Annotated in this window: 25 protein-coding genes and 1 pseudogene; 19 read left to right on the plus strand and 7 right to left on the minus strand. The window is 71.0% G+C overall.

Annotation, left to right across the window (positions count from 1 at the left end; all coding sequences use genetic code 11):
* The 6 genes and pseudogenes from ACWEMY_RS00005 to ACWEMY_RS00030 all read left to right on the plus strand — a co-directional run.
* Positions 1–1473 (plus strand): annotated as a pseudogene (locus ACWEMY_RS00005) (sensor histidine kinase); the annotation flags it as partial.
* Positions 1470–1883: a roadblock/LC7 domain-containing protein gene (locus tag ACWEMY_RS00010; RefSeq protein WP_011207200.1), complete on the plus strand. Its 414-nt coding sequence runs from the start codon at positions 1470–1472 to the stop codon at positions 1881–1883. The pseudogene ACWEMY_RS00005 and the gene ACWEMY_RS00010, both read left to right, overlap by 4 nt.
* Before the next feature lie 7 nt (positions 1884–1890).
* Positions 1891–2265, plus strand: a complete 375-nt coding sequence (locus tag ACWEMY_RS00015; RefSeq protein ID WP_019044950.1) for a DUF742 domain-containing protein — start codon at positions 1891–1893, stop codon at positions 2263–2265.
* Complete coding sequence (locus ACWEMY_RS00020; protein WP_019044951.1) at positions 2246–2848, plus strand: GTP-binding protein; 603 nt, start codon at positions 2246–2248, stop codon at positions 2846–2848. Before ACWEMY_RS00015 ends, ACWEMY_RS00020 begins: the two co-directional genes overlap by 20 nt.
* Before the next feature lie 118 nt (positions 2849–2966).
* Entirely contained in the window at positions 2967–4478 is a 1512-nt protein-coding gene (locus ACWEMY_RS00025) for a carboxyl transferase domain-containing protein (protein ID WP_452388203.1), read from the plus strand.
* A 92-nt stretch (positions 4479–4570) separates the two neighbouring features.
* Entirely contained in the window at positions 4571–5425 is an 855-nt protein-coding gene (locus ACWEMY_RS00030) for an aldo/keto reductase (protein WP_452388204.1), read from the plus strand.
* Here ACWEMY_RS00030 and ACWEMY_RS00035 read toward each other — a convergent pair.
* Entirely contained in the window at positions 5406–6524 is a 1119-nt protein-coding gene (locus ACWEMY_RS00035; protein ID WP_452388205.1) for an NAD(P)-binding domain-containing protein, read from the minus strand. The two genes, ACWEMY_RS00030 and ACWEMY_RS00035, sit on opposite strands and share 20 nt — an antisense overlap.
* A gap of 91 nt (positions 6525–6615) precedes the next feature.
* On the opposite strand from ACWEMY_RS00035, the gene ACWEMY_RS00040 reads away from it, so the two are divergent.
* The 5 genes from ACWEMY_RS00040 to ACWEMY_RS00060 all read left to right on the plus strand — a co-directional run bounded on the left by ACWEMY_RS00040 (position 6616) and on the right by ACWEMY_RS00060 (position 11312).
* On the plus strand, positions 6616–7344 hold the full coding sequence (locus ACWEMY_RS00040) for an enoyl-CoA hydratase (RefSeq protein ID WP_452388206.1): 729 nt from the start codon (positions 6616–6618) through the stop codon (positions 7342–7344).
* Positions 7344–8477, plus strand: a complete 1134-nt coding sequence (locus tag ACWEMY_RS00045; protein WP_452388207.1) for an MBL fold metallo-hydrolase — start codon at positions 7344–7346, stop codon at positions 8475–8477. Before ACWEMY_RS00040 ends, ACWEMY_RS00045 begins: the two co-directional genes overlap by 1 nt.
* 27 nt (positions 8478–8504) lie before the next feature.
* Complete coding sequence (locus ACWEMY_RS00050; protein ID WP_375933921.1) at positions 8505–8753, plus strand: antitoxin; 249 nt, start codon at positions 8505–8507, stop codon at positions 8751–8753.
* Positions 8754–8801: 48 nt separating this feature from the next.
* Entirely contained in the window at positions 8802–11060 is a 2259-nt protein-coding gene (locus ACWEMY_RS00055; protein WP_452388208.1) for an ATP-dependent DNA ligase, read from the plus strand.
* Positions 11061–11132: 72 nt separating this feature from the next.
* On the plus strand, positions 11133–11312 hold the full coding sequence (locus tag ACWEMY_RS00060) for an antitoxin (protein WP_375933927.1): 180 nt from the start codon (positions 11133–11135) through the stop codon (positions 11310–11312).
* Between the two features lie 160 nt (positions 11313–11472).
* On the opposite strand, the gene ACWEMY_RS00065 is transcribed toward ACWEMY_RS00060, so the two are convergent.
* The 4 genes from ACWEMY_RS00065 to ACWEMY_RS00080 form a co-directional block, all read right to left on the minus strand.
* Positions 11473–12111 carry an ammonium transporter gene (locus tag ACWEMY_RS00065; RefSeq protein ID WP_452388209.1) on the minus strand — a complete coding sequence of 213 codons (639 nt, stop codon included), beginning with the start codon at positions 12109–12111 and terminating at the stop codon, positions 11473–11475.
* Between the two features lie 214 nt (positions 12112–12325).
* Positions 12326–13003 (minus strand): DUF1345 domain-containing protein, encoded by a 678-nt coding sequence (locus tag ACWEMY_RS00070; protein WP_452388210.1) that lies wholly within the window; start codon positions 13001–13003, stop codon positions 12326–12328.
* 48 nt (positions 13004–13051) lie between these two features.
* Positions 13052–13792 (minus strand): energy-coupling factor transporter transmembrane component T family protein, encoded by a 741-nt coding sequence (locus ACWEMY_RS00075; RefSeq protein WP_375933936.1) that lies wholly within the window; start codon positions 13790–13792, stop codon positions 13052–13054.
* A complete protein-coding gene (locus ACWEMY_RS00080) occupies positions 13789–15873 on the minus strand; it encodes an ABC transporter ATP-binding protein (protein ID WP_452388211.1) in 2085 nt (694 codons plus the stop codon). The genes ACWEMY_RS00075 and ACWEMY_RS00080 overlap by 4 nt, the downstream gene beginning before the upstream one ends.
* Positions 15874–16243: 370 nt before the next feature.
* On the opposite strand from ACWEMY_RS00080, the gene pspM reads away from it, so the two are divergent.
* A complete protein-coding gene (gene pspM / locus ACWEMY_RS00085) occupies positions 16244–17110 on the plus strand; it encodes a phage shock envelope stress response protein PspM (RefSeq protein WP_452388212.1) in 867 nt (288 codons plus the stop codon).
* 49 nt (positions 17111–17159) lie between these two features.
* Here pspM and ACWEMY_RS00090 read toward each other — a convergent pair whose 3' ends face one another.
* On the minus strand, positions 17160–18653 hold the full coding sequence (locus ACWEMY_RS00090; protein WP_452388213.1) for a carboxylesterase/lipase family protein: 1494 nt from the start codon (positions 18651–18653) through the stop codon (positions 17160–17162).
* 209 nt (positions 18654–18862) lie between these two features.
* Here ACWEMY_RS00090 and ACWEMY_RS00095 point away from each other — a divergent pair, with 209 nt between their 5' ends.
* The 5 genes from ACWEMY_RS00095 to ACWEMY_RS00115 are packed head-to-tail and all read left to right on the plus strand — an operon-like array spanning position 18863 to position 22466.
* Positions 18863–19039 carry a hypothetical protein gene (locus tag ACWEMY_RS00095; protein ID WP_375929122.1) on the plus strand — a complete coding sequence of 59 codons (177 nt, stop codon included), beginning with the start codon at positions 18863–18865 and terminating at the stop codon, positions 19037–19039.
* A gap of 31 nt (positions 19040–19070) precedes the next feature.
* Positions 19071–19781, plus strand: coding sequence for a PIG-L deacetylase family protein (locus ACWEMY_RS00100; RefSeq protein ID WP_452388214.1), 711 nt, complete (start codon positions 19071–19073; stop codon positions 19779–19781).
* A 54-nt stretch (positions 19782–19835) separates the two neighbouring features.
* Positions 19836–20984 carry a glycosyltransferase gene (locus ACWEMY_RS00105; RefSeq protein WP_452388215.1) on the plus strand — a complete coding sequence of 383 codons (1149 nt, stop codon included), beginning with the start codon at positions 19836–19838 and terminating at the stop codon, positions 20982–20984.
* 59 nt (positions 20985–21043) lie between these two features.
* Entirely contained in the window at positions 21044–21235 is a 192-nt protein-coding gene (locus tag ACWEMY_RS00110; protein WP_278263979.1) for a DUF3046 domain-containing protein, read from the plus strand.
* A 7-nt stretch (positions 21236–21242) separates the two neighbouring features.
* A complete protein-coding gene (locus ACWEMY_RS00115) occupies positions 21243–22466 on the plus strand; it encodes a tetratricopeptide repeat protein (RefSeq protein ID WP_452388216.1) in 1224 nt (407 codons plus the stop codon).
* On the opposite strand, the gene ACWEMY_RS00120 is transcribed toward ACWEMY_RS00115, so the two are convergent.
* The gene (locus tag ACWEMY_RS00120; RefSeq protein WP_452388217.1) at positions 22439–22984 is read right to left on the minus strand and encodes a CGNR zinc finger domain-containing protein; all 546 of its coding nucleotides are present in this window, start codon (positions 22982–22984) and stop codon (positions 22439–22441) included. The genes ACWEMY_RS00115 and ACWEMY_RS00120 overlap by 28 nt on opposite strands.
* A 111-nt stretch (positions 22985–23095) precedes the next feature.
* On the opposite strand from ACWEMY_RS00120, the gene ACWEMY_RS00125 reads away from it, so the two are divergent.
* Both ACWEMY_RS00125 and recA read left to right on the plus strand, forming a co-directional pair.
* Positions 23096–23560 (plus strand): nuclear transport factor 2 family protein, encoded by a 465-nt coding sequence (locus tag ACWEMY_RS00125; RefSeq protein WP_452388218.1) that lies wholly within the window; start codon positions 23096–23098, stop codon positions 23558–23560.
* A gap of 185 nt (positions 23561–23745) precedes the next feature.
* Positions 23746–24783: a recombinase RecA gene (recA, locus tag ACWEMY_RS00130; protein WP_019048052.1), complete on the plus strand. Its 1038-nt coding sequence runs from the start codon at positions 23746–23748 to the stop codon at positions 24781–24783.
* Positions 24784–25019 lie beyond the last annotated feature (236 nt).

Here is a 25019-nt window from a genome sequence, read left to right on the forward strand (position 1 = left end):
CCCGCCGCGCCCGGTCAGCCGGGCGAGGCCAAGCCCGCCGGTGCGCCGCAGTCCTCGGGTGGCCTACCCGTGCGGCAGCCGGGTGCCAATGGTGCGCCGTCGCGCGAGTCGGCGTCGCCCGCCGGTGGCCTGCCGCCGCGTGAACCCGCCAAGCCGCAGCAGACCCCGGGTGGGCTGCCGCAGCGTTCGCCGGGCGCCAACGGCGCGCCGACGCGCGACCCGTCGGCCGGTCTGCCGCAGCGCGGCGACCAGGCCAACCGCCTGCCTCAGCGTGAGCAGACCGGTGGTCTCCCGCAGCGTGACCCCTCCGGCGGCTTGCCCCAGCGTGAGCAGACGGGCGGTCTCCCGCAGCGTGACCCGTCGGGTGGTCTGCCGCAGCGTGAGCAGACCGGTGGTCTGCCGCAGCGTGACCCCGCCACGGGTCTGCCGCAGCGTGATCCGTCGTCGGTGCAGCGTGACCCGTCGACCGGGCTCCCGCAGCGCGGTGCCGGTGGGCCGCAGCGGGATTCGGCCCCGATCCAGCGTGACCCGTCGACCGGCCTGCCCCAACGCGGCCCGGCCAACGGCCTCCCGCAGCGTGAGCCGACCCCGCGCCTGCCGCACCGCGACCAGACCGGCGGCCTCCCGCAGCGTGACCCGTCCGGTGGTCTGCCCCAGCGTGAGCAGACCGGTGGACTCCCACAGCGTGACCCGTCGGGTGGTCTGCCGCAGCGCGACCAGACCGGTGGACTCCCGCAACGCGATCCGTCCGGTGGCCTGCCGCAGCGTGAGCAGACCGGTGGTCTCCCGCAGCGCGATCCGGTGACCGGTCTGCCGCAGCGTGACCCGGCCTCGGGTCTGCCGCAGCGGGCGCCCGCGGCCGGACAGCCGCCTGCCGCCGACTCGGCCCCGCCGCGTCCGGGTGGCCCGAATGGGCTGCCGCAGCGCGCCCCCGGCGCTACTGTGGTACCGCAGGCGAACGCCGGGCCCGGAGTGGCTCTGCCGCAACGGGATCGGGAACCTGCGGAGCCGGAGAGCGCTGCGTCGGCAGGGCGCGATCCGGGTCGGCACAGTTTCCGGTCGAATCCGGCCAAGGCTGCGTCGTTCTTCCAGACCAGGTTGCAGCCGGCACCGGAAGGTGATTCCGTCATGGGCGGAACGCCGATCTTCGCGGAGATGATGTCGGCCTGGCTCACGGACGAGAATTCCGACCGGTCCCAAGCGGCCGCCGCCTTCGAATCACCCGGTGACGACGGCTGGCAGGCTGCCCGCCGGGCCAGCGAGGCCAAACCCGAGGTTCGTACCGCCGCGGGCTTGCCTCAGCGCAATCCGGGCGGCAGGCTCGTGCCCGGTGGTGTCACCGGCAAGGCCGACAGCACTCCGCAACGTGATCCCGAAACGATCAGGTCCAGCTTGAGTCGTCACCAGCAGGGCGTCCGGGATGGCCGCGCAATGAAGGCAATGAACCTAACCGGAGATAAAGGAGACCGATGAACCCCGATCTAGGTGGTACGAACCGTCAGCTGGATTGGCTGGTTTCGAACTTCGCCAACGAGGTTCCTGGCGTAGCCCATGCCGTCCTGGTCTCGGCTGACGGCCTGCTGATGGCCGCGAGCGCCCAGCTCCCGGTGGACCGCGCGGAACAGCTCTCCGCGGTGACCGCCGGCCTGGCGAGTCTGTCCGTCGGCGTGTCGAATCTGTTCGAAGGCGGTACTGTACTGCAGTCCGTCGTCGAGATGGAGCACGGTTACCTGCTGCTGATGGCAGTGGGCGACGGCTCCTACCTCGCGGTCCTGACCAACACCTCGTGTGACATCGGTCAGGTCGGCTACGAAATGGCTTTGTTGGTCGAGCGTGTGGGCCAGACCGTCCAGGCCACGCCACGTGTCACGATGGGTTCCTGATGGTGGGATGGACATAGACGATCACCGCATGGGGAGCGCCGAGCCCAGCCTCGTTCGCCCGTACTCCTTGACTGCCGGCCGCACCAGGCCGGCGGTCGAGTTGGCGCTGGAGGCACTCGTCGCATCGCATCCGGTCGCCATGGAGCGGCAGTTCGAACTGAACAACCTCGAAACGTCCATCGTGGAGTTGTGCAGGCAATCGCCGTCCGTTGCCGAGATAGCTGCCCAATTGGGTATACCGATCGGTGTAGCGCGGGTTCTCGTCGCCGACCTCATCGAGGCCGGTCACGTGCGAGTCTCGGCGACTTTGAAAGACGATTCCAGCGACGATGAACGTCGCGAGCTGATCGAAAGGGTTCTCAGTGGACTCCGGCGTATTTGATTCGACGGCGCAGGTCGACACCCGCACGAGCAAGCCGACTTCGGCGAAGATCGTTGTCGCCGGTGGCTTCGGTGTCGGTAAGACCACGTTGGTCGGTGCGGTGTCGGAGATCGTTCCGCTGCGCACCGAGGCGCTGGTCACCAACGCCAGTACCGGAATCGACAACCTGACCGGGATTCCGATGAAGTCGACCACCACGGTGGCGATGGACTTCGGCCGTATCAGCCTCGCCGACGACCTGGTGCTGTACCTGTTCGGTACCCCGGGCCAGTACCGGTTCTGGTTCATGTGGGACGACCTGATCCGCGGTGCCATCGGCGCCGTGGTGCTGGTCGACACCCGCAGGCTGGAAGACAGCTTCGCCGCCGTCGACTACTTCGAGGCGCGCGGCCTGCCGTTCCTGGTGGCGCTCAACGAGTTCGACGACGCCCCGAAGTACCCGCTCGAGGACATCCGCCAGGCGCTGGCTGTTCCCGCCGACGTGCCGATCATGTCGATCGACGCCCGTCGCCGGGAGCCCGCCAAGCAGGCCCTGGTCTCGCTCACCGAGTACGCCCTGCGCAAGGTCATGCAGGGCTACTGACCGGAAGCGGGGCTGCCGCGATGAAGGCCGCAGCCCCCACTCCTGGTCCGGCTCCGGGCCGGGTCGCGCCGCGGTGATCCGCGTCGCCGACCGGTCCCGCTAGGCTCTGTTCGTGCGTATGTCGGCGAATGAGCTGCTCGGTCAGCTGCTCGATTCCGGGACCTTCGTGAGCTGGGATCAGCCCCCGGTCGAGCCCCCGATCACCCCGCGCTACCGCCAGGAACTGGTGGAGGCCACCGTGCGCGCGGGCACCGACGAGTCGGTGCTCACCGGCGAGGGCCTGTTGCGTGGGCGCCGGGTGGCGGTGATCGCGTGCGAGTTCGCGTTCCTGGCTGGTTCGATCGGTGTCGCCGCGGCGGAACGGATCGTGTCCGCGGTGGAGCGCGCGACCGAACTGGGTCTGCCGCTGATCGCCTCGCCGACCTCCGGTGGCACCCGGATGCAGGAGGGCACCGTCGCTTTCGTGCAGATGGTGAAGATCGCGGGCGCGGTCACCGTGCACAAGGCCGCCGGATATCCCTATCTCGTCTACCTGCGTGATCCGACCATGGGCGGCGTGTTCGCCTCCTGGGGATCGTTGGGGCACATCACCTTCGCCGCACCCGGCGCGCTCATCGGCTTCCTCGGTCCGCGCGTCTACGAGGCGCTCTACGGCAAGCCCTTCCCGCCCGGCGTGCAGACCGCCGAGAACCTCTACCGCAATGGCGTGATCGACGGCGTCGTCCCGGTGGAGGTGTTCCGCCGCATCGCCCACCGCGCCTTGAGCGTGGCCAGCGGTGCGGTGATGCCGGTGTCGGCGGAGCCGGGATGGGCTGCGCCCGTGCTGAGTCCGGTGACGGCGGCGAATACCACTGCCAGCGCCTGGGATTCGGTACTGAGCACCCGGCGGCCCGGGCGTCCGGGCATCCGTGACCTGTTACGCCATGTGACACACCGTGTTCCGCTCAGCGGCACCGGCCAGGGCGAATCCGATCGCACCGTCGTGCTGGCTCTGGCCCGCTTCGGTGGACAGCCCTGTGTCGTCTTCGGTCACGACCGATCCGGCCAGCGCGGCGAACACACCATGGGCCCGGCCGCTTTACGCGAAGCGCGCCGCGCGATGGCGCTGGCCCAGGAACTGCGACTCCCGCTGGTGCTGGTGATCGACACCGTCGGCGCGGCGCTGTCGAAAGAGGCGGAGGAACGCGGGCTCGCCCCCGAAATCGCCCGCTGTCTGGCCGATCTCGTCACCCTCGACACCCCGACGGTCTCGATCCTGCTGGGCCAGGGCACCGGCGGTGGCGCGCTCGCGCTGCTGCCCGCCGACCGCGTCCTGGCCGCCACGCACGGCTGGCTCGCGCCGCTGCCGCCCGAGGGCGCGAGCGCGATCGTCTTCCGCGATACCGCGCACGCGCCGGAACTGGCCGACGCCCAGGGCATTCGCGCGATCGACCTGCATCGCGACGGTGTCGTCGACCGCATCGTCGGCGAATATCCCGATGCCGCAGCCGAACCCGTCGCCTTCGCCCGGCGCGTGGTGCTGGCCGTCACCGAGGAACTCGCCGCCCTGCGCACCGTCGCGCCCGTCGAGTTGCGTGCCTCGCGGCGGGTCCGCTACCGCCGGATCGGGCTCACCGGGGTGGTCTACTGACCCACGCCCCGGTTCGCACCCCACCGCGACTCGGGGAAACACGCAGGTCGGCGTCGTTGACGGTACGGCGAAGCACTTCTACGGTCGGAAGGGTGACCTTCCGTAGCGCAAGCAGCCTCGTTCCCACCATCGTGCTCAACGACGGGAACGTGATCCCGCAACTGGGGTTCGGCGTGTTCCAGGTGCCCGCGGAGGACGTCACCGGAGTGGTGGCCGAGGCGTTGAAGGTCGGCTACCGCAGTATCGACACGGCCGCGGTCTACGGAAACGAGGAAGGCGTAGGCCGCGCCATCCGTGAGTCGGGCATCCCGCGCGACGAGATCTACCTGACCACCAAGCTGTGGAACGCCGATCAGGGCTACGACTCCACGCTGCGCGCCTTCGATGCCAGCATGAAACGTCTGGGTCTGGACTATCTAGACCTGTATCTCATCCACTGGCCGGTGCCCTCGGCGGGCCGCTACGTCGACACCTTCCGCGCGTTCCAGGCGCTGAAGTCGCAGGGACGCGTCGGCTCGATCGGTGTCTCGAACTTCCGGGTGATCGACCTGGAGACCCTGATCGCCGACACGGGGGAGACCCCGGCGGTCAACCAGATCGAACTGCACCCCACCCTGTCCCAGCGCGACCTGCGCCAGTACGGCGCCAACCACGCCATCGCCACCGAGGCGTGGAGCCCGCTCGGGCAGGGCACGCTGCTGGACAACCCCACCATCGCGAGCATCGCCGAGGAACTCGACCGCACGCCCGCGCAGGTGATCATCCGCTGGCATCTGCAGCTGGGCAATATCGTCATCCCCAAGTCGGTGACGCCCTCGCGGATCGCGGAGAACTTCGACGTGTTCACCTTCGAACTCGGCGCCGAGGCGATGGAGGCGATCAACCGCCTCGACAAGGGCACCCGTGTGGGCCCCGATCCCGGCACCTTCAGCGCCGGTCTGGAGTGATTCCCAGGTAGCGCGTCAGTTCCACGGCCGCCGCGCGTCCGGCCCGGTTGGCGCCGATCGTGCTGGCCGAGGGCCCGTAGCCGATCAGGTGGACGCGCGGGTCGACCGCGACCTGGGTGGCCAGCCGCCCGGTCATGGTGATCCCGCCGCCGGGCCCGCGCAGCCGCAGCGGCGCGAGATGGTCCAGGGCGCTGCGGAAGCCGGTGGCCCACAGGATGACGTCGGCGTGCTGGAACCGTCCGTCGGCCCAGCGCACCCCGTCGGGCTCGATCCGCTCGAACATCGGCAGCCGGTCCAGCGCGCCACGCTCGCGCGCGGCGCGCAGCCGGTCGTCCAGGGGCAGGCCGGTCACCGAGACCACCGAGCCCGGCGGCAGCCCGCGTCGCACCCGGTCCTCCACGATCGCCACCGCGTCGCGGCCGTCCTGTTCCACGAAGGGCGTCTCGCGCCAGCGCGGCTCGGTCCTGGTGACCCACGTGGTGGAAGTCACCTGGGAGATCTCGTCGAGCAGCTGCACCGCCGAGATCCCACCGCCGACCACCACCACGTGCTTGCCCGCGAACTCGTCGGGGGTGCGGTAGTCGCGGGTGTGCAGCTGACGTCCGGCGAAGCCGCCCGCGCCCGGATACACCGGGATGAACGGGTGCTCCCAGGTGCCGGTGCCGTTGACCAGCCCGCGCACCCGCAGCGTTCCCGCGCCCTCGGTCTCCACCTGCAACACCTCGCCGCGGCCCGCGCAGCTGTGGCCGTCGGCGGTCCGGTCACAGACCACCGACACCGTGACCTGGCGACGAACCCGCAGGTCGAAGCGCTTTTCGTAGAGTTCGTAGTAGTGCGGCACCGCGGTCGCGGCGGGCGCGGACGCCGAGCCGGCGGGCAGGGTCTCGGCGAAGGACATTCCCGGCAGGTCGTGCACGCGGTTCACCGTGGTGAGCGTGAGCGAGGGCCAGCGGAACTGCCAGGCGCCGCCGGGACCGGGTGCGTGGTCGACGATCAGGAAATCGCGTTCGGGCACCAGTCCCAGCCTGCGCAGGTGATAACCGGCCGACAGCCCGGCCTGGCCCGCGCCGATCACCAGGATGTCGAAGTCGGTCGCCACAGCCGCCGATGCTATCGCCTTACGGGGCGTCGACCACGGCCTGTGGCAAAGTGAAGACATTCAGTGAACCCGTTCCTTCAGGGGAGGATCCATGCTCGGCGTGACCCGCGACGGTGACGTGATCACTATCGAATTGCAGCGCGAACAGCGTCGCAACGCGCTCAACGAGGACCTGGTCGGCCAGCTGCGCGCCGCGATGCTCGACGCCGTCGACCAGGGCGCCCGCGTCATCGTGCTGACCGGCCGCGGCCCCATCTTCAGCGCCGGTGCCGACCTGACCGGGGTGTACTCCGAATCGTTCCTGGGCGGCCTGCTCGACATGCTGCACACCATCGAATCGCTTCCGGTGCCGGTGATCTCGGCGATCAACGGCGGCGCGCTCGGCGCGGGCGTGCAGCTGGCGCTGGCCTCGGACCTGCGGGTGATCGAGCCCGACGCCTACATCGCGGTCCCCGCGGCCAAGCTGGGCATCTCGGTGGACCGGTGGACGGTGAGCAGGCTGGTCTCACTGATCGGCGGCGGCCCGGCCCGCACCATCCTGCTCGGCGCCGAATCGGTCTCGGCCGCCGACGCCTACGCGTACGGCTTCGCCAACAAGCTGGGCACCCTGGCCGATGCCAAGGACTGGGCCAAGTCCATCGCCGCGCTGGCCCCGCTGTCGCTGCGGGCGATGAAGCTCATGCTCAACGACGACGGCACCAGGGCACCGGCCAGCGCGATCCAGCAGGCCGCGCTGGAAGCCGCCTGGACCAGTGACGACGCGAAGGAGGGTCGATTGGCTCGGCAGGAGAAGCGTCCCGCGAAATTCGTGGGCCGGTGATGAGCCTCGCGCGCGTCGCGGGGTCGGTGGCGAGCTCGCTCGGGCTCGCCTGGGTGGCGCGCGCGGTGTGGGGTCTGCCCACCGCGCTCGGCGCCGGGCCGTCGGCCATCGAGCCGACCGCCCTGGGTAAGTCGTCCTATCGGGACGGCCGTTTCCACAACACCGAGCCCAGCAGCATGCTCGCGGCCGGTGCCGCGCCCTCGCTGCTGTGGTCCGGACTCACCAAGGGCCGGGTCGGCAGGCCGGGCAAGCCGGTGCCGCTGGTCACCCCCGCCGTCCCGGAACAGGCCGCCGAGCTGGCGGTCACCTGGTACGGGCACGCCAGCGCCCTGATCGAGCTCGACGGCTACCGCGTGCTGGCCGACCCGGTGTGGAGCGAGCGGGTCTCGCCCTCGCCGCTGATCGGCCCGGCCCGCCTGCATCCGGTGCCCGGCGCGCTGGCCACGCTGCCGAAGGTCGACGCGGTGATCATCTCCCACGATCACTACGACCATCTCGACAAGGCCACCGTCGACGAGCTGGTCCGGGGTCAGCTCGCGCCCTTCGTCGTGCCCACCGGCATCGGCGCCCACCTGCGGCAGTGGGGTGTGCCCGAATACCGGATCATCGAGCTGGACTGGGGTGGTTCGGTCTCGCTGGGCCACGGCAAGGACGATCGCGGACTCACCGTCACCTGTGCCGAGGCCAGGCATTTCTCCGGTCGCGGCCTGGTCCGCAACACCACGCTGTGGGCGTCCTGGGCGCTGGCCGGGCCCACCAAGCGGGTGTATTTCGGCGGCGACACCGGCTACACCAAGGCGTTCGCGCAGGCGGGCGCGGTGCTCGGCCCGTTCGATCTGACGCTGCTGCCCATCGGCGCCTACGACGAGCGCTGGACCGATGTGCACATGAATCCCGAGGAGGCGGTGCGCGCGCACGCCGACCTGTGCCTGGGCGACCCGGGCCACGGGCTGCTGGTCCCGATCCACTGGGCCACCTTCAACCTGGCCTTCCACCGCTGGGCCGAACCCGTGCGGCGGCTGGTCGAGGCCGCCGACGCGGCCGGAACGGCCACGGTCGTACCCAAGCCGGGCCAGCGGGTGGTTCCGAATGACCTCCCACCGCGGGTTTCGTGGTGGGAAGATGTGGAGTGAACCTCCTCGCGAAAGGAATTTCGGCAGATGAGTCTCGTGGATACCTTGAAGGGCCTGCTCGGTAAGGGCAAGGACGCGGCCGCCCAGAACGCCGACAAGATCAACGACGCGGTCGACAAGGCCGGCTCGTTCATCGATGAGAAGACCGGCGGCAAGTACAGCGACAAGATCGAAAAGGGCAAGGACGCGGCCAAGAAGGTCGTTCCGCCGCAGCAGCCGGGCGCCGGGCCCGCCACCGGCGGTCCCGCACCGACCGATCCGGGGCCGAAGGCCTGATTCGGCTCGCGGGGGCCGGGCATCGGTCCCCGCCGCCGAACCGCGTCGATGGTCCGCCGGGAGTTCCGGGGCGCGCCGGGTGAACCGGGTATCGAGGTCGAGCTCAGCAACCTCGACAAAGTGCTGTACCCGGCGACCGGAACGACCAAAGGTGAGGTGATCGCCTACTATTCGGCGATCGCCCCGGCGATGCTGCCCCACCTGGTGGGGCGCCCGGTCACCCGCAAGCGGTGGCCCAACGGCGTGGACCACGCCGACTTCTTCGAGAAGAACCTGCCCGAGCACGCGCCCGCCTGGATCCGGCGCGTCGCCATGGAGCATTCCAGCCGCCGGGTGGTGTATCCGGTGATCGACTCCGAGGCGGGATTGGCCTGGCTGGGCCAGCAGGCCGCACTGGAAGTCCATGTGCCGCAATGGCGTTTCGACGGCGAGCGGCGCGGGCCCGCCACCAGGATCGTGTTCGATCTCGACCCCGGCCCGGACGCCGGGCTCGCCGAGTGCGCGCGGGTGGCGCTGGCCGTGCGTGACATGGTGGCCGGGATCGGTCTGCGGGCGTTCCCGGTGACCAGTGGTAGCAAGGGAATTCATCTCTACGTGCCGCTGGATCGCGTCATGAGTTCGTCGGGCGCGTCGACCGTGGCCAAGCAGGTGGCCACCAATCTCCAACAGCTGCACCCGGATCTGGTGACGGCGACCATGGCCAAGGCGGCCCGCACCGGCAAGGTCTTCCTCGACTGGAGCCAGAACAACGCCGCCAAGACCACCATCGCCCCCTATTCGCTGCGCGGCCGCGCCCAGCCGCACGCCGCCGCCCCGCGCACCTGGGCCGAGATCGAGGACGCGGATGCCCTGCGCCAGTTGCGTTTCGACGAGGTGCTGGCCCGCTGGCAGGCCGACGGCGACCTGCTCGCCGCCCTCGACCCGCCCCTGGCCGACGCGCTCACCAAGTACCGCAGCATGCGCGATCCGGAACGCACCCCCGAACCCGTCCCCGCCGCCGTACCCGCGTCCGGCCCCGGCAATCGCTACGTCGTGCAGGAACACCACGCCCGCCGCCTGCACTGGGACGTGCGCCTCGAACACGAAGGCGTGCTCGCCTCCTGGGCCGTCCCCAAGGGTCCGCCGACCGAGCCGAAACACAACCGCCTGGCCGTGCGCACCGAGGACCACCCGATGGAGTACCTGGATTTCCACGGCACCATTCCCAAGGGCGAGTACGGCGCGGGGGAGATGACCATCTGGGATTCGGGCACCTACCTCACCGAGAAGTGGCGCGAGGACGAGGTGATCGTCGAGTTCGACGGTGAGCGCCTGCACGGCCGCTACGCCTTCATCCAGACCAAGGGTGACCAGTGGCTCATGCACTACATGCGTGACCAGACCCGTCGGGAACCGGTGTCGCACAACGGTTCCGGCACGCTGCCGCGTGGGCTCTCACCCATGCTCGCGACGGCGGGTGAGGTGACCGGGTTGTCGGCGCGCGACTGGGCCTTCGAGACCAAGTGGGACGGCTTCCGGGTGATCGTCGAGATCGAGGACGGTACCGTCACCGTGCGCAGCCGGGCGGGCAACACCGTCACCGCGCGCTATCCGCGCATGGCCGCCCTCGGTCAGGAACTGGCCGGGCACCGGGTGGTGCTCGACGGGGAGGCGGTGGTGCTGGACGAGGCCGGGCTCTCGGATATCTCGGCGCTGCAAGCGGATTCGGCGCGTGCGATCTTCGTCGCGTTCGATGTGCTGCACCTGGACGGCACCTCCCTGCTGCGCAAGAAGTACACCGATCGCCGGACCGTGCTCGAGGCGCTGGGCAGGCTGGCACCGTCGATGAATGTGTCCATGCTGCTGGACGGTTCGGGCGCGGAGGCGATGGCCGACAGTCGCGACCAGGGGCAGGAGGGCGTGGTCGCCAAGCGGCGCGACTCGGTGTATCAGCCGGGCAAGCGGGCCCAGACCTGGCTCAAGGAGCGCAACTGGCGCACCAGGGAGGTGGTCGTCGGCGGGTGGCGGCGCAGCGAGAAGCGCCGGTTCAAGTCGCTGCTGCTGGGGATTCCGCACGAGAACGGGCTGGTCTACATCGGCCGGGTGGGCACCGGCTTCGGTGACGAGCAGGCGAACCGCATCGCCACCGAACTGGCGCGGCTCGCGCGCGCGACGTCACCGTTCGTCAACGAGCTGACCGCCGACGAGCGTCGCGACGCGCAGTGGGTCGACCCCGAACTCACCGGCACCGTCCGGTTCCAGGCGTGGACCGACACCGGCAGGCTGTGGCATCCGGTGTGGGACGGTGTGACGGGTTCGCGGCGCTGAGCCCTGTCCACGAAAGCTGTGGTGTTGCTAGGGTGATCGCGTTGAACCGGTTGGACACACGAGGAGTGCACGGTGGATTTCAAGAACCTGGCGGGCAAGGCGATGGATCTGGCGGCCAAGAACGCCGACAAGGTCGAGGGCGTCATCGACAAGGCCGGTGATGTGGTCGACGCCAAGACCGGCGGGAAGTTCGCGGGCCAGGTCGATTCGGCCCAGGAAGCGGCCAAGAAGGCGCTGCGCGAACAGCACTGATCCGGCCCGGCGGACCGGCCGCCACCGGTCCGCCGGATCAGCGTGCCGGGAGTTTGCCCGGAGTCGATTCCGGGCCTCGGCACGATTGTTTCCGCGAGCTACTTCCGCGCCGGGCCGGCGGATTGTGCCCGGCTCGGCGCGGAAGTCGCTGTGCTGCGGGCTAGTTGGTCTGCTGAGCCCACTGGGTGGTGCCGGGCGGAGCGGCCAGGGTGTTGATCAGGTCCAGGCCCGCCACGATCAGGGTGGGACCACCGACGACCAGGCTGCCGATGATGCCGCCGATGCTGGCCCCGGTGATGAAGCCGGGAATCGCGCCGACGCCACCGGCCGCGGCACCGACGACCAGGCCGATCACCGCGCCGATGGCCATGCCGACGAAGCTGCCGACGGCGGTGGCCAGACCGAAGGTCGAGGCGAAGTTCGCCTGTGCCGCATAGTTTTCCGCGGGCGAGGCGACCGGCGTGAGATTCGGCTTGGCCAGCGCCACGTCCTTCACGGCGGTGATCTCCAGGACCGTCTGGTTCTGACTCACCGCGTGCGGCAGCGGGTACTCGAGACTGCCGTCACGCACCGACAGCGGCAGGGCGACCACGGTGGCCCCGGCCTGGTCGCGGATCTCGACCCCATTGCCGGTGAGCTCGAAGGTCCCGTTGGTCAGGGTGGTGACCACCTTGTTGCCGACCAGTTCGGTGCGGTAGTCGACATTGGGGGTGACCGGGTCGGCGTGCGAGATTCCGGAGCCGACGAGTGCTGCCGCGAGCGCTGGGATGGCGACCGCGGCGATCTTACGGATGATCATGTGTACGTTCCCATCTGGTTCATCAGGTGACGTGCCAAACGATTTGACGTGCCCAAACGAAAGCGCCGCGGTCGTGGCTCCCCCGGAGAACCGAGTGACGGCGCGTGTAGCGGTCCAGCTCGAATTGTCGGTTGAACCATAGCCCGCTATCGGGTTGCCGAAGAGTGGAATCCGATTTTAAACCTGAAATTTCTCATAGTTAATTGCTATGAGATCAATGCAGGATGTTGACCGCCCGTGCGATCACCAACGCGCCGATGACCAGCGAAATCATCGCTTGCGCCAGCATGACCGCCTTGCACCAGCGCGAGAGCGGCAACACGTCCGCGGGCGCGAACGAGGCGGCGTTGGTGAAGGAAAGGTACAGGTAGTCCAGGTATTCCGGCCGCCAGTCGCGGTCGGCGACGCCGGGGTCCTGCATCTGCGGGAACAGGAAGTCCGGAACGGGTTGCCGGCCGTTGGCTCGCGCCGCCGGACCGCCCCGATCGAACTCCCAGTACCACAGCGAGAAGGCGATCACATTCGTCGCCCAGATCAGTGCGCCGCTGCCGAGCAGCTCGGCCGGTTCCTGGCCGACCTGGCCGGTGACGATGGCGTGCAGCAGGCGCAGCGCCGACAGCGCGGTGGCGAAGCTGATCAGCCCGGCCAGCACCAGGCTCAGCAAGCGGATCCAGCGTTCCTCCCGGTCCATCCGGCTCGGATTGGCGACCAGCAGGATCAGCAGCACACCCAGTTCCAGCACCGGCAGCACCCACGGGGGCGAGGGCAGGAACTCGTTGGGCAGCAGCACCTGCACCACCACGATCCCCAGGATCGCGGCCGTCGCGGCGAGCCGGGATTCGCCCTCGGTGGGCCGCTGCCAGGGAGGTACCGCCTGCTCGCTGTCGGTCACGCGAGTCAGTATCGCCCGGTGCGCGGGCGGCGGGCGGGAGGCCGGGCGTCAGAGCGCGGCGCCGAGCACCACCCCGCCCGCGCACACCGCGACGACGATCACCAGCGCGATGGCGTCGTTGCGCCCGGGCCTGCTCGGGTGCGCGGTGAGCATGCCGGTGCCGCCGCGGGCGGTGATGGCCTCGCCGAGTTCGCCCGCCCGCCGCGAGGCCACCGCCATGCAGGCGGTGAGGATGTCGATGAGCGGGTTCTGGTCGGCGGCGCGATGGATCAGGTTGTCCTTGGGGCGCAGCTTGCGGGCCGCGCGCAGCACCCGGATCTCGTCGAGCAGCAGCGGCAGACCGCGCAGGGTCAGCGCGACGACCACCGCCCACTCGTCGACCGGCAGGCCCAGCTTGCGCAGGGGCGCACCGAGTTTCGCCAGCGCGGGCGCCACCTCACCCATCGGCGTGGTGTAGGCGATGAGGAACGACGCGGCCACCAGCACCATGCCGAAGACGAACACCTGCGCGTAGCCGAGCAGCGCCTTGGTGCCGATCGGGGCGTTGATCAGCGCGCCGAGGGCGACCAGCCCCCAGAACCACCACGGCAGCCGCGGCAGCGTGCGGATCGGCAGGCGCGCGGCCACCCAGATCACCACCAGGAACGCGATGATCAGGCCGAGCACCGGCCACATCGGCAGGAACATCAGCAGCAGACTGATCAGGAACGCGGCGATCATCTTGGTCCCGGCCCAGAGCCGGTGCACGACACTGTCGACCGGAACCTCGCGCAGCAGAACGGTGCTCATCGGATCCCTGGTTCGTTGTGTGGCGGATTGTCCAGGCGCCAGACCGGTTCGCGGCCCGCCGCGGCGGTGACCGGCTGACGTGCGGTCTCGGCGATCACCCCCGAGTCCAGGTGCACCGTGCGGTCGCACACCGCGGCCATATCGGCCACGTCGTGCGAGATGACGATCAGCGTCAGCCCCGAATCCCGCAGCCGCGCGAGCAGTTCCACGATCTCGGCGCGACCCTGCGGGTCCAGGCCCGCCAGCGGTTCGTCGAGCACCACCACCTGCGGACGGCTGGCCACCATCGCGGCCAGCACCACCCGTTTGGCCTGCCCGCCGCTGAGTTCCTCGATCGAGCGCGCGGCCAGCCTGCGATCGAGACCGACCGCGTCCAGTGCCTGCCCGACCGCGCCGGAGCCGGTCGCCCGGCCACCCCAGTCGGCGATCTCGGCGCCCACGGTCTGCTTCTGCAATTGCAGCCGGGAGTGCTGGAAGGCCAGCGCGATATCGCCGATCTTCTTGTCCACCGGGGCGCCGCGCAGCGTGCAGCGGCCCTCGCTCGGGGCGACCAGACCGGCCATGATCCAGGCCAGCGTCGACTTGCCCGAACCGTTGCCGCCGACGATCAGCAGTGCCTCGCCTTGGCGCACCGTCAGGTCGACACCGTGCAGGGCAGGCGCCTCCCACGGCGTGCCGCGGTTGTAGGTGTGGCGCACGCCGGACAGTTCCAGGATCGGCGCGCCCATGGGGCGTCGGCGCTGGTCGCGGGCCGGTTGCGGCCAGCTCGCCAGGTGCTCGACCATGCGGCCGTTCGCCAGGTGGATCACCCGGTCGGCGGCGCTCGCGTCGGCTTCGTGATGGGTCACCAGCACGACGGCGGTGCCGTGGCGACGGGGCAGTTCGGCCAGCAGGGCGACCAGGTCGCGGCGGCCGTCGGGGTCGATCATGGAGGTCGCCTCGTCGGCGATGAGCAGCGCGGGGCGGCGGGCCAGCGCGGCGGCCACCGCGAGACGTTGCTGCTGGCCGCCCGAGAGCGTGGCGGTCTCGCGCGCGCCCATCCCGGCCAGGCCGACCTCGGTGAGCAGGCCGTCCACGTCCACCTCGCCCGCCAGCTCGGCCGACAGGCCCCACACCACGTCGTCGGCCACCGAGACACCCAGGGTCTGGCTCTCCGGGCGTTGCAGCACCAGCGCGGTGCCGCCGAGTTCGCCCAGCCCGGCCGAGCCGGGGCGCCGCACGGTGCCGGTGGTCGGTGGGCGCCCTGCCAGCACGCGGGTGAGCGTCGACTTGCCCGACCCGTTGTGCCCCACGACGGCGACGAACTCGGCGGGCCCGATGGTCAGCTCGATCCCGGCCAGCGCGTCGGTGCTCGCCCCCTCGTAGCGATAACCGACATCGTGCAGGCTCACCGGCAGCGGCGCCACCGGCCGGTCGTCGGCGGGGGCGTCGAGGCGGTCGCTGCCGGGCAGCCAGGCCAGCCGGTCGAGCACCGAGCCGAGCACGAACCAGGAGATCACCGCGCTGGTGACCACGCCGAGTGCCACCGAGGCGCCGATGTAGAGCCACCACCAGCGCAGCACCGCGTCGGTGGCCTCGGCGGCCATCCGGCCCAGCGGTTCGAGCTGGGACTGCCGGGCCGCCAGATTCTGGATGCCCTGGGCGGTGTTGCGGATGGCGTCGAAGAACAGCTGCCTGGTGCGGCTGAACAGCAGCAGCGTGCCCACGGTGAACAGCGACCAGCCCGCGCCCGCCACCACCGACCACATCAGCACAGTCGCCAACCCGCCACCCCGGCGCTTCACGGTGCCGATGATGCCCGCCAGCGTGGCCGCGCCGAGCACACCCAGCGCGGGCATGATCCCCGCGGCCACGAAGGTGACCAGGGTGGCCGCGATGGTGGCGGTGACCAGGGCACGCAGCCGGTAGCGGTGGGCCAGCAACCCCAGCGGGACCGCCGCGACCAGCTGGAGTGCGGCGGCCATCGGAACCAGCGAACCGACGGTGATCAGGCCGACGGTGAGACCGGCCATGACCGCCGCGGTGGCCAGCTCGATCGGGCGTAGGGGTCCGCGAAGCGAAGCCGCGGGCGTGTCTGTCACGCGTCCAGTCTGCCAGTGTTTGTTGGAGCGCTGGCGCGCTCGAGGTCGCGGCCCCTGGAGGGCCGCCGGTCAGGCACCGTTGCTTGCTCCTTCGTCGCGTACGCAACGGCGCCTGACCGGCGACCCGGCCGCGACCGGCCACTTCGTGGCCGCCGCTCCTCGGGGTCGCGGGTGCGGGGCTGGGAGTGCGGTCAGGGCGGGTTTGGTGGGTGCGGTGTGGTCGGTGACCGACTCGGGCGGTGTCTAGGGTGACGGGCCGTTCGGCGGTCCGGCTGTCGGCCTCGCGATCTGGGTTGTTGTCGGAGGGTGGTCGTAGGGTTCTCGGGTAGCCGGGTGGTCCTGGTGTTCGACAGGGCGGAAGGAACGGGAGATGAGCGGGAAGACGCGGCGTCAGCGCGCCGAGATCGTCGAGCCGGCGGACGTCGCGCACACGGCGGCCGGTGGTGTGCCCGCCACCCTGCGCGGGGTCGGTGAGCAGGCGCTCGTCGCCGTGCGGCGCTGGGCCGATCCGCGGGAGCGGGAGTTGCGGCGCAGGCGGCGTGCGCGCAGGCGCAGTTTCCAGCTCGGGACCGCGTCGGGGATCACCACGGTCGGGGCGGTGGGGCTGGCCGTGGTGTCGGCACCCGCCTGGGCGGTGGTGGTGATCGGGGGCGGCGCGGTCGCGTTCGTCACCGGGACCGCCCTCAGCGCCCGGCGCTACCTGCAGTTGCGAGACAAGCCGCTGCCGCAGGCGGCCTTCGTGGCACGCAAGTCACCGGGCGTCCGCTCGGCCGCGCGTGCGCCCATCCAGCGGCTCCTGCGGGCCGAACGGGCCCTGCACGGGCTCCGGTCCCAGATCGGCCGCACCCGCCGCCTCCCCGCGGACGAACTGCGCGACCTGCTCGACACGGCCGGCTCCGGCGCCGCCGCCCTGCACGCGCTCGCCGCCGACGTGGTCGCCATGGAACAGGCCGCCGATACCGTCGGGCGCGCCAATCCGGAGACCGTCGCGGCCCTGAAAACCACCGTCGCCGACGTGGTCACCCGGCTGTCGACCGGCGTCGTGGAATACGAACAGCTCGTCGCCGCCGCGGCCCGCATCCTCGCCGTCCCCGAGGACACCGTCGTCGCCTACCAGTTCAACGGCATCGTCGCCGACCTGCGCGAAGCCGCCGACCGCCTCGACGGCTGGGCCCAGGCCCTCACCGAGATGGCCGACCGCGGTCCCGCCACCATTCACCGGGAATCCTCCCGCTAGTCCTGTCACACGGACCGGTCCCCGCGCGGGGACCGGTCCGTGCTGCTGTTCAGGGGCGAGGGATGGCCTGGCGGAGGGCGGCGAGTTCGCCGGCGCGCAGGTCGGTGACGGTGGAGGACCCGGGGGAGTCGAAGAGCCGGACATGGGTGGCTTCGGGAGTGTAGGCGGGCCAGCCGACCGTGCCGTCGGTGGCGAAACGGACCCAGGCGCTGTGGATCTCGGTGGCCAGGTCCTGCGGCGGATTCGGGCCGGTGAGGGTGTGCGCGGCGGACAGGGCGTCGAAGACGAACGGGATCTCCAGCACGTGACAGGCACCGAGCCCGGAGATCCCGGTGGGCCAGGCGAATTCGTACACGTGGGTCGGCGCGCCCGCGGCATTGGCGTCGGCGAAGTCCAGGGTGCCCGAGCGGAAACACCAGTCGGTGAGGATCGCGTTGAAGATCTCCGGCGGGGACGCGTCGGGCCGCTGGGCCGAATACGCCTCGGCCACCCCGGGATCGATGCCGTATCGGGTGAGCACGAACGGCAGGGTGTCGGTGGTGATCCCGGCGGCCAGGCCGGTCGGCACGGTGAAGAACCGGAACTCGTCGGCGGTGGTGCCGGTGATCAGCGGCACCGCGCGCTCGGGATGCGCGGCCAGCACCTCGGTGGCGGGGCCGGGCACGATGTCGTCGTCGCGCACCGGGAACAGGCTCATGATGCCCAGACCCTGCTCGATCACGGTGCTGCCCCAGCGCTGCGGATCGGGGTCCATCATCACCGCCAGCGCCACCGCGTTCTGGGCGGTGCGCAGCTCGTCCGGGCCGAGCGCGCCGAAATCGGCGGCGGTCGGCGCGATTCCGAGCTCCTCGGCCAGCGCGGCCGACACCCGGCGCGCGTCCTCGGGATCGGCCGCGACCGCCCCGTTGGCGCTCTGCACGATCGCGCGGCGGAACAGCCCCGCCGACTGCGGCGCCGCGATCAGCGCGGCCACGCTCATCCCACCCGCGGACTCACCGAAGATCGTCACATTGTCCGGATCGCCACCGAACGCGGCGATGTTGTCGCGCACCCACCGCAGCGCGCAGAGCTGATCGTGCAGACCGCGATTGGGTGGCGCGCCGTCGAGCACGGCGAACCCGGACACCCCGAGCCGGTAGTTGATCGACACCAGCACCACGCCGTCGCGCGCGAACGCGGTGCCGTCGTAGATGGCGCGCGCGTTGGACCCGCGCACGAACGCCCCGCCGTGGATCCACACCATGACCGGCAGCCCGCGCGCCGCCGGGTCCGGCGTCCACACGTTGGCGTTCAGGTACTCCTCACCGGGGATGCCGTCGCTGCCGAGCAGTGCGTGGATCGGCGCCGGATACGGCGACTGCGCGCAGGTGGCACCCATCTCGGTCGCCTCGCGAACCCCCTCCCAGGCGGGCGCGGGCTCGGGCAGCCGGAACCGCCGCGGTCCCACCGGCGCCGCCGCGTACGGCACCCCGAGAAACCGGGTGACGCCGTGTTCGGTGCGGCCGCGGATGGCACCACCGGCGACTGTGACGATGGGTTCCATGGACTCCTCCTAGCGCGTGAGCCCCGATTATGGACGCAGGCCCCGGCCCGGGTGCCCGCTTTGGCCGGTCCGGTTCCCCCGGTCTCGGGGTGAACCCTGATCTCCACCCGGATATCGGCGCTGACCTGGTGATTTATCGGCACAGGAATGGAAGCATCGAAGTCACGGATCGCCGGACGGCGGTCGCGGAACCGGCAAGGAGTCCCATCATGGTCTGGAAAGTCATCGGCATCGTCGTGGTCGCGGTGATCGCGATCTGGATCGTCGGCGCGCTGATCAAGGCTCTGCTGCCGATCCTGGTGATCGCCGCGATCGGTACCGGCGTCTACCTGCTGTACAAGGCGGTGACGGGCGCCAACGAGCAGAGCCCGCTCAGCAAGCAGTGATCGGTCGGGGCCTGCGCCTAGCATGGGCGAGGTGGAGCAGCTACCCGAGGACTGGCAGCGCGGCCTGGTGATCGTCGCGCACCCCGACGACATCGAATACGGCGCGGCCGCCGCCGTCGCCCGCTGGACCCGGCAGGGCAAGGACATCCGCTACCTGCTGGTCACCCGGGGGGAGGCCGGGATCGCGGGCATGCCGCCCGACCGGGCGGGCCCGCTGCGCGAGATCGAGGAGATCGCCGGCGCCCGCGAGGTCGGCGTGCACACCGTCGAATTCCTCGACCATCCCGACGGCCGCATCGAGGAGGGCCTGGCCCTGCGCCGCGATCTGGCCGCCGCGCTGCGCAGGCATCGCCCGGAGATGGTGGTGCTGTTCAACTTCGGCGACACCTGGGCACCGGGTTTCGTCAACAGCGCCGATCACCGCGCCGTCGGCCGCTCGGCCATGGACGCCATCTCCGACGCGGGCAACGAATGGATCTTCCCCGAGCTGGCCGAGCTCGAGCCGTGGTCGGCGCGCTGGGCCGCGGTGATGGGCCCGGTGGCGACGCACGCGGTCGATGTCGGCGCCTTCCTGGAGCAGGCGCGCGCCTCGTTGTCGGCGCACCGCCGCTACCTGCAGGTGCTCAGCCCGGTGCCGGTCGAGGAACAGGTGCGCGCCATCGTCGACCGGGCCACCGGCCCCAGGGACGGTTTCCCCGCCGAGCACGCGGTCGGCTTCGAACTGTTCACCTTCGCGGGCTGAACCCGGCCACCACCTCGGCGGCCTGCCCAGATCGTGTGTGGCAGGCTGTGGCGCATGCGAATTGCCGTGGTGGCCGGGCCCGATCCGGGGCATGCGTTTCCCGCGATCGCGTTGTGTCTGCGATTGCTGGCGGCAGGCGACGAGCCGGTGCTGTTCACCGGACCGCGCTGGCTCGAGCCCGCCCGCGCGGCGGGTATCGGTGTGCGCAGGCTCAAGGGCCTGGCGCCGCGCGCGGTCGACGACGACGCCGACGCGGGCGCGCGCATCCACGAACGCGCCGCCCACATCGCGACCGAGAACCTGCCCGAGCTGGGCGCGATGCTGCCCGACCTCATCGTCTCCGACGTGCTCACCGCCGGCGGTGGGATGGCCGCCGAACGGCTGCGGCTGCCCTGGGTGGAACTGTCCCCGCACCCGCTGTACCTGCCTTCCAAGGCCCTGCCGCCGATCGGCAGCGGATTGGCGCCGGGAGAGGGCGTGCGCGGCCGGATGCGCGACGGCGTCCTGCGCACGATGACCGCGCGTGCCGTGCGCACCGGGCACCGGCAGCGCGGGGCGGCCAGGGAGAGCATCGGTCTGCCCGCCGAGGAGCCGGGCCCCACCGCCCGGCTGGTCGCCACCCTGCCCGCCCTGGAGGTGGACCGGCCGGACTGGCCCGCCGACACCCATGTCATCGGCCCGCTGCTGTGGGAGCCGACCGAGGCCGTGCTCCCGCTGCCGCCGGGACAGGCCCCGCTGGTGATGGTGGCGCCCTCCACCGCGCACACCGGCGTGGCCGCGATGGCCGAGACCGTCCTCGACGGCCTGGCCGGACTCGATGTGCGGGTGGCGATCTCGACCCTGGACACCCCGCCCGCCGACCTGCCCGCCTGGGCGACCGCGGGCCTTGGCCGTCAGGACGAACTGCTCACCCACGCCGCGGTGGTCGTCGGTGGCGGCGGCCACGGGCTGCTCGCCAAGTCGCTGGCGGCGGGGGTGCCGGTGGTCACCGTGCCCGGTGGGGGTGACCAGTGGGAACTCGCCAATCGCGCGGTCCGCCAGGGCAGTTCGCTGCTGGTGCGCCCGCTGACGCCCGAGGCCGTCGGCACCGCGGTCCGGCAGGTGCTCGACGACCCGGCCTTCACCGCCGCGGCGCGTCGGGCCGCCGAGAGCGCGACGGAGGTCGAGGACCCGGTCGAGATCTGTCACCGGGCCGCCGGGTGAGGGCCCGCGCGACGCGGCGGCGCTGACGGCGGTCACCGAGCGCGAGTATCTTGGGCAGCGTGCGGTTGACCGAATTCCAGGAACTGATGCACACGCAGTTCGGCACGGCGCGCGCCGACGCCCTGCTCGCCGACCACGTCATCCCGACGTTCGGCAGAACCGGCGCGGCCGCGATCGAGGCGGGCACCGATCCGCGGGACGTGTGGCGGGCGCTGTGCGCCGAATTCGACGTCCCCCGGTCGCGCTGGTGATCCGGCCATGGCCCTGACCGCGCAGAACCCGTCCCGCCCGTACCGGTTCGACGAGCGGTTGCGGATGATCCCGGCAGACCCCGAGGTGCTGGCGGCCCGCGTCGCGGTCGCCGACCCGCACGACTTCGCGGGCCTGCGCAGGCTGGGCATCGCCCTGATGCTGCTGGGCCGCTACGACCAGGCCCTCGACCGGCTCGACCAGGCCCTCGAGCTGGCCGACACCGAGCAGCGGCGGATCACCGTCTGGATCAATCTCGCCGATGTCTACCGCTACCAGGGCGAACCCGCCCGCGCCGAGGTCCTCTACCGGCGGGCTCTCGAGCTCAGCCGGGCCCTGGACGACCCCGACCTGGTCTCCTTCGCCGCCCACCACCTGGGCAAGTCGCTCGCCGAACAGCATCGTCCGCGAGAGGCCGCGCAGCTGCTCAACGAGGCGATGAGGCGGCGGGTGGCCGAGGGTGATTCCGAACTCATCGAATCCACCAGGGCCGCCCTGGACCACCTCGCGGAACTGGCGCTGCCGCTGCCTCCGGCCGTCGCCGAACTGCTCGGCCCGCTCCCGGCCTGGTCCGGCGAGCACGAGGGCCGCGGCGGTAATCTGCTGCGCGCGGGCGGGTACTGGATCAAGCGGGGCCCGCGCGCGGTGGCCGAGTACGAGCGGCTGATCTGGTTGCGCGACAACGGGATCGCGGTCCCGGAGGTGTCGGCCTTCGCCGAGGACGTGCTGGTCCTGGCCGACGCGGGCGCGGAGTCGCTCGCCCGAGCCACGGAAGCGCACGAGGTCGGCACGCTGATGGGGACCGTGCTGCGCGCGCTGCACGCGCTGCCGGTCGCGCGCTGCCCCTTCGCGGGCGAACTCGACGTGACCCTCGCCCAGGCGCACCGCGCGGTCGTCGAGGGCTTCGTCGACCCCACCGATTTCGACGACGACCACCGCGGCCTCACCCCCGCCGAGGTCCTCGACCGGCTGCGCGCGCAGCGACCGGCCGAGGAGGACCTGGTCGTCACGCACGGCGACTTCACTCCCGGCAACGTCCTCGCCGGTGGCCTGCTGCTCGATGCCGGCGCCCTGGGCCGCGCCGACCGCTACCGCGACCTGGCCCTGGCCGACCGCGACCTGTCCGGCGACTTCGGTCCCGAAGCGGTCACCGCCTTCTTCACCGCCTACGGCCTGCCCGATCCGGACCGCGGCAAGCTCGACTACTACCGGCTGCTCGACGAACTGTTCTGAACGGGCCGCTCCTTGGCGTAGTGCCGGGCGGCCTTGGCGCGATTGCCGCAGGTCGCCATGGAGTGCCAGCGGCGGGTGCCGTTCTTGGACGTGTCGTAGAAGAACAGCACGCAGTCGGGGTGCGCGCACTGGCGGATCCGCTGGGGTGCCGCGGTGAGCAGTCGCAGCAGATCGTCGGCGGCGAGCCACCCGGGCAACCACGCCGGGTCGTCCACCTCCGGGATCTCGCGGGGGCCCGCCTCGGTCAGTTCCCGCCGGACCCGCCCGTGGGCCAGGACCCGGTTGAGCGGGGCGTACTCGGCGCGCGTGACGGCGTCGTGCAGGGCGGAGCGGGTGGCGCGCAGCGCGGCGAGGGTCCGCGGGTCGGCGGGGACGCGGTCGGCCAGGTCCAGCAGCGTCAGCCAGGTGCGCAACCCGTCGAGATCGGTCAGCAGATCACCGGGTTCCGTGCCCTGCCATCGGGTGTTGAGCAGGTCCAGGGCAGGTGGTTCGCCGGAGTGCGGACGGGGATCACGCATGCCCGAGGCTATCAACTGCGCTCTCCTGACCGGCTGGATGTCTTCGAAGGGTTGACGATGGCAGCGCCGTCGTTCTACGGTCTAACCGTTCAACCAAATATGAATGGTTACATGAAAGGCGCCGGCGTGCGACCACCCCTGCCTCCCTTCGACCTCGACACCGCCCGTGCCAAGGTGCGCGCCGCCGAGGCGGCCTGGAACACCCGCGATCCCGAGCGCGTCGCCGCGGCCTACACCGAGGACTCGGTGTGGCGCAATCGCGACGAGTTCTTCACCGGCCACGCCGCGATCGTGGAGTTCCTCACCCGCAAATGGGCCACCGAGAACGGCTACGCCCTGCGCAAGGACCTGTGGGCCTTCCACGACAACCGCATCGCCGTGCGCTTCCAGTACGAGTGGCACGACGCGACGGGGCAGTGGTGGCGCAGCTACGGCAACGAACAGTGGGAGTTCGCGGCGGACGGGCGGATGGCGCGCCGGGAGGCCAGTATCGACGACGTGCCCATCGCGGAGTCCGAGCGCCGGATCCTCGGGCCCCGCGCCGAGGGGGACGAGACGGTGTTGCCGCAGCGCTGACCCGCGGTGATGACGCCCGGTTTCGCTGCGGGATCGCTGGTGGCGAGGGCAGGTCCGCGTGTTGCCGGGCGCGTCGCTTGACTCGAATGGGTGTTCGACTAATCTGGGCGCCAGAACTTGTCGGTGCCGGCCTCTACTGTGGGCGCCAACCAGAGAGACACTCACCTCGAGAAGGGGATCACACCATGGCACCGCAGGCTTACGATCGCGACAAAGCGCTGGAACTGGCACTCGCGCAGGTCGAGAAGAGCTTCGGCAAGGGCGCCGTCATGCGGCTGGGCGAGGAGGCCCGCCAGCCCATCTCCGTCATCCCGACCGGCTCCATCGCCCTCGACGTCGCCCTCGGCATCGGCGGGTTGCCGCGCGGTCGCGTCGTCGAGATCTACGGCCCGGAATCCTCGGGTAAGACCACCGTCGCCCTGCACGCGGTGGCCAACGCCCAGGCCGCGGGTGGCGTGGCCGCGTTCATCGACGCCGAGCACGCGCTCGATCCCGACTACGCCCGCAAGCTCGGCGTCGACACCGACGCGCTGCTGGTCTCCCAGCCCGACACCGGTGAGCAGGCGCTCGAGATCGCCGACATGCTGGTGCGCTCCGGCGCCATCGACATCATCGTCATCGACTCCGTCGCCGCCCTGGTGCCGCGCGCCGAGATCGAGGGCGAGATGGGAGACAGCCACGTCGGCCTGCAGGCCCGCCTCATGAGCCAGGCGCTGCGCAAGATGACCGGTGCGCTCAACAGCTCGGGCACCACCGCCATCTTCATCAACCAGCTGCGCGAGAAGATCGGCGTGATGTTCGGCTCGCCGGAGACCACCACCGGTGGTAAGGCGCTGAAGTTCTACGCCTCGGTCCGCCTGGACGTGCGCCGCATCGAGACCCTCAAGGACGGCAGCGACGCGGTGGGCAACCGCACCCGCGTGAAGGTCGTCAAGAACAAGGTGAGCCCGCCGTTCAAGCAGGCCGAGTTCGACATCCTCTACGGCCAGGGCATCTCCAAGGAGGGCTCGCTCATCGACATGGGTGTCGAGCACGGCTTCATCCGCAAGTCCGGCTCCTGGTACACCTACGAGGGCGACCAGCTGGGCCAGGGCAAGGAGAACGCCCGCAAGTTCCTGCTGGAGAACACCGACGTGCGCGACGAGATCGAGAAGAAGATCAAGGAGAAGCTGGGCATCGGCGCCGACCTGACCGCCGAGGCCGACGCCCCCGCCGACTTCTGATCGCGTGAGCGCGCCGCACCCCGGTCGCCGTGCCCGCCGCGACTCGGCCGATCCGGTCGAGGACATGCGCAGGCAGCTGGCCCGCCTCGGTATCGAGGTCGAGCCGGAGTCCCTGACGCGGGCGGGCGAATCCGGGGACGGCGCCACCGAACTCGCCCGATCGGCTCGTGCCGCACGAGCCGATCCGGGTGCGAGGAGAATTCGGCCGGGTGCGGGCGATCCGCAGCGCGCGCACC

The organism is Nocardia sp. NPDC004415 (assembly GCF_053602435.1).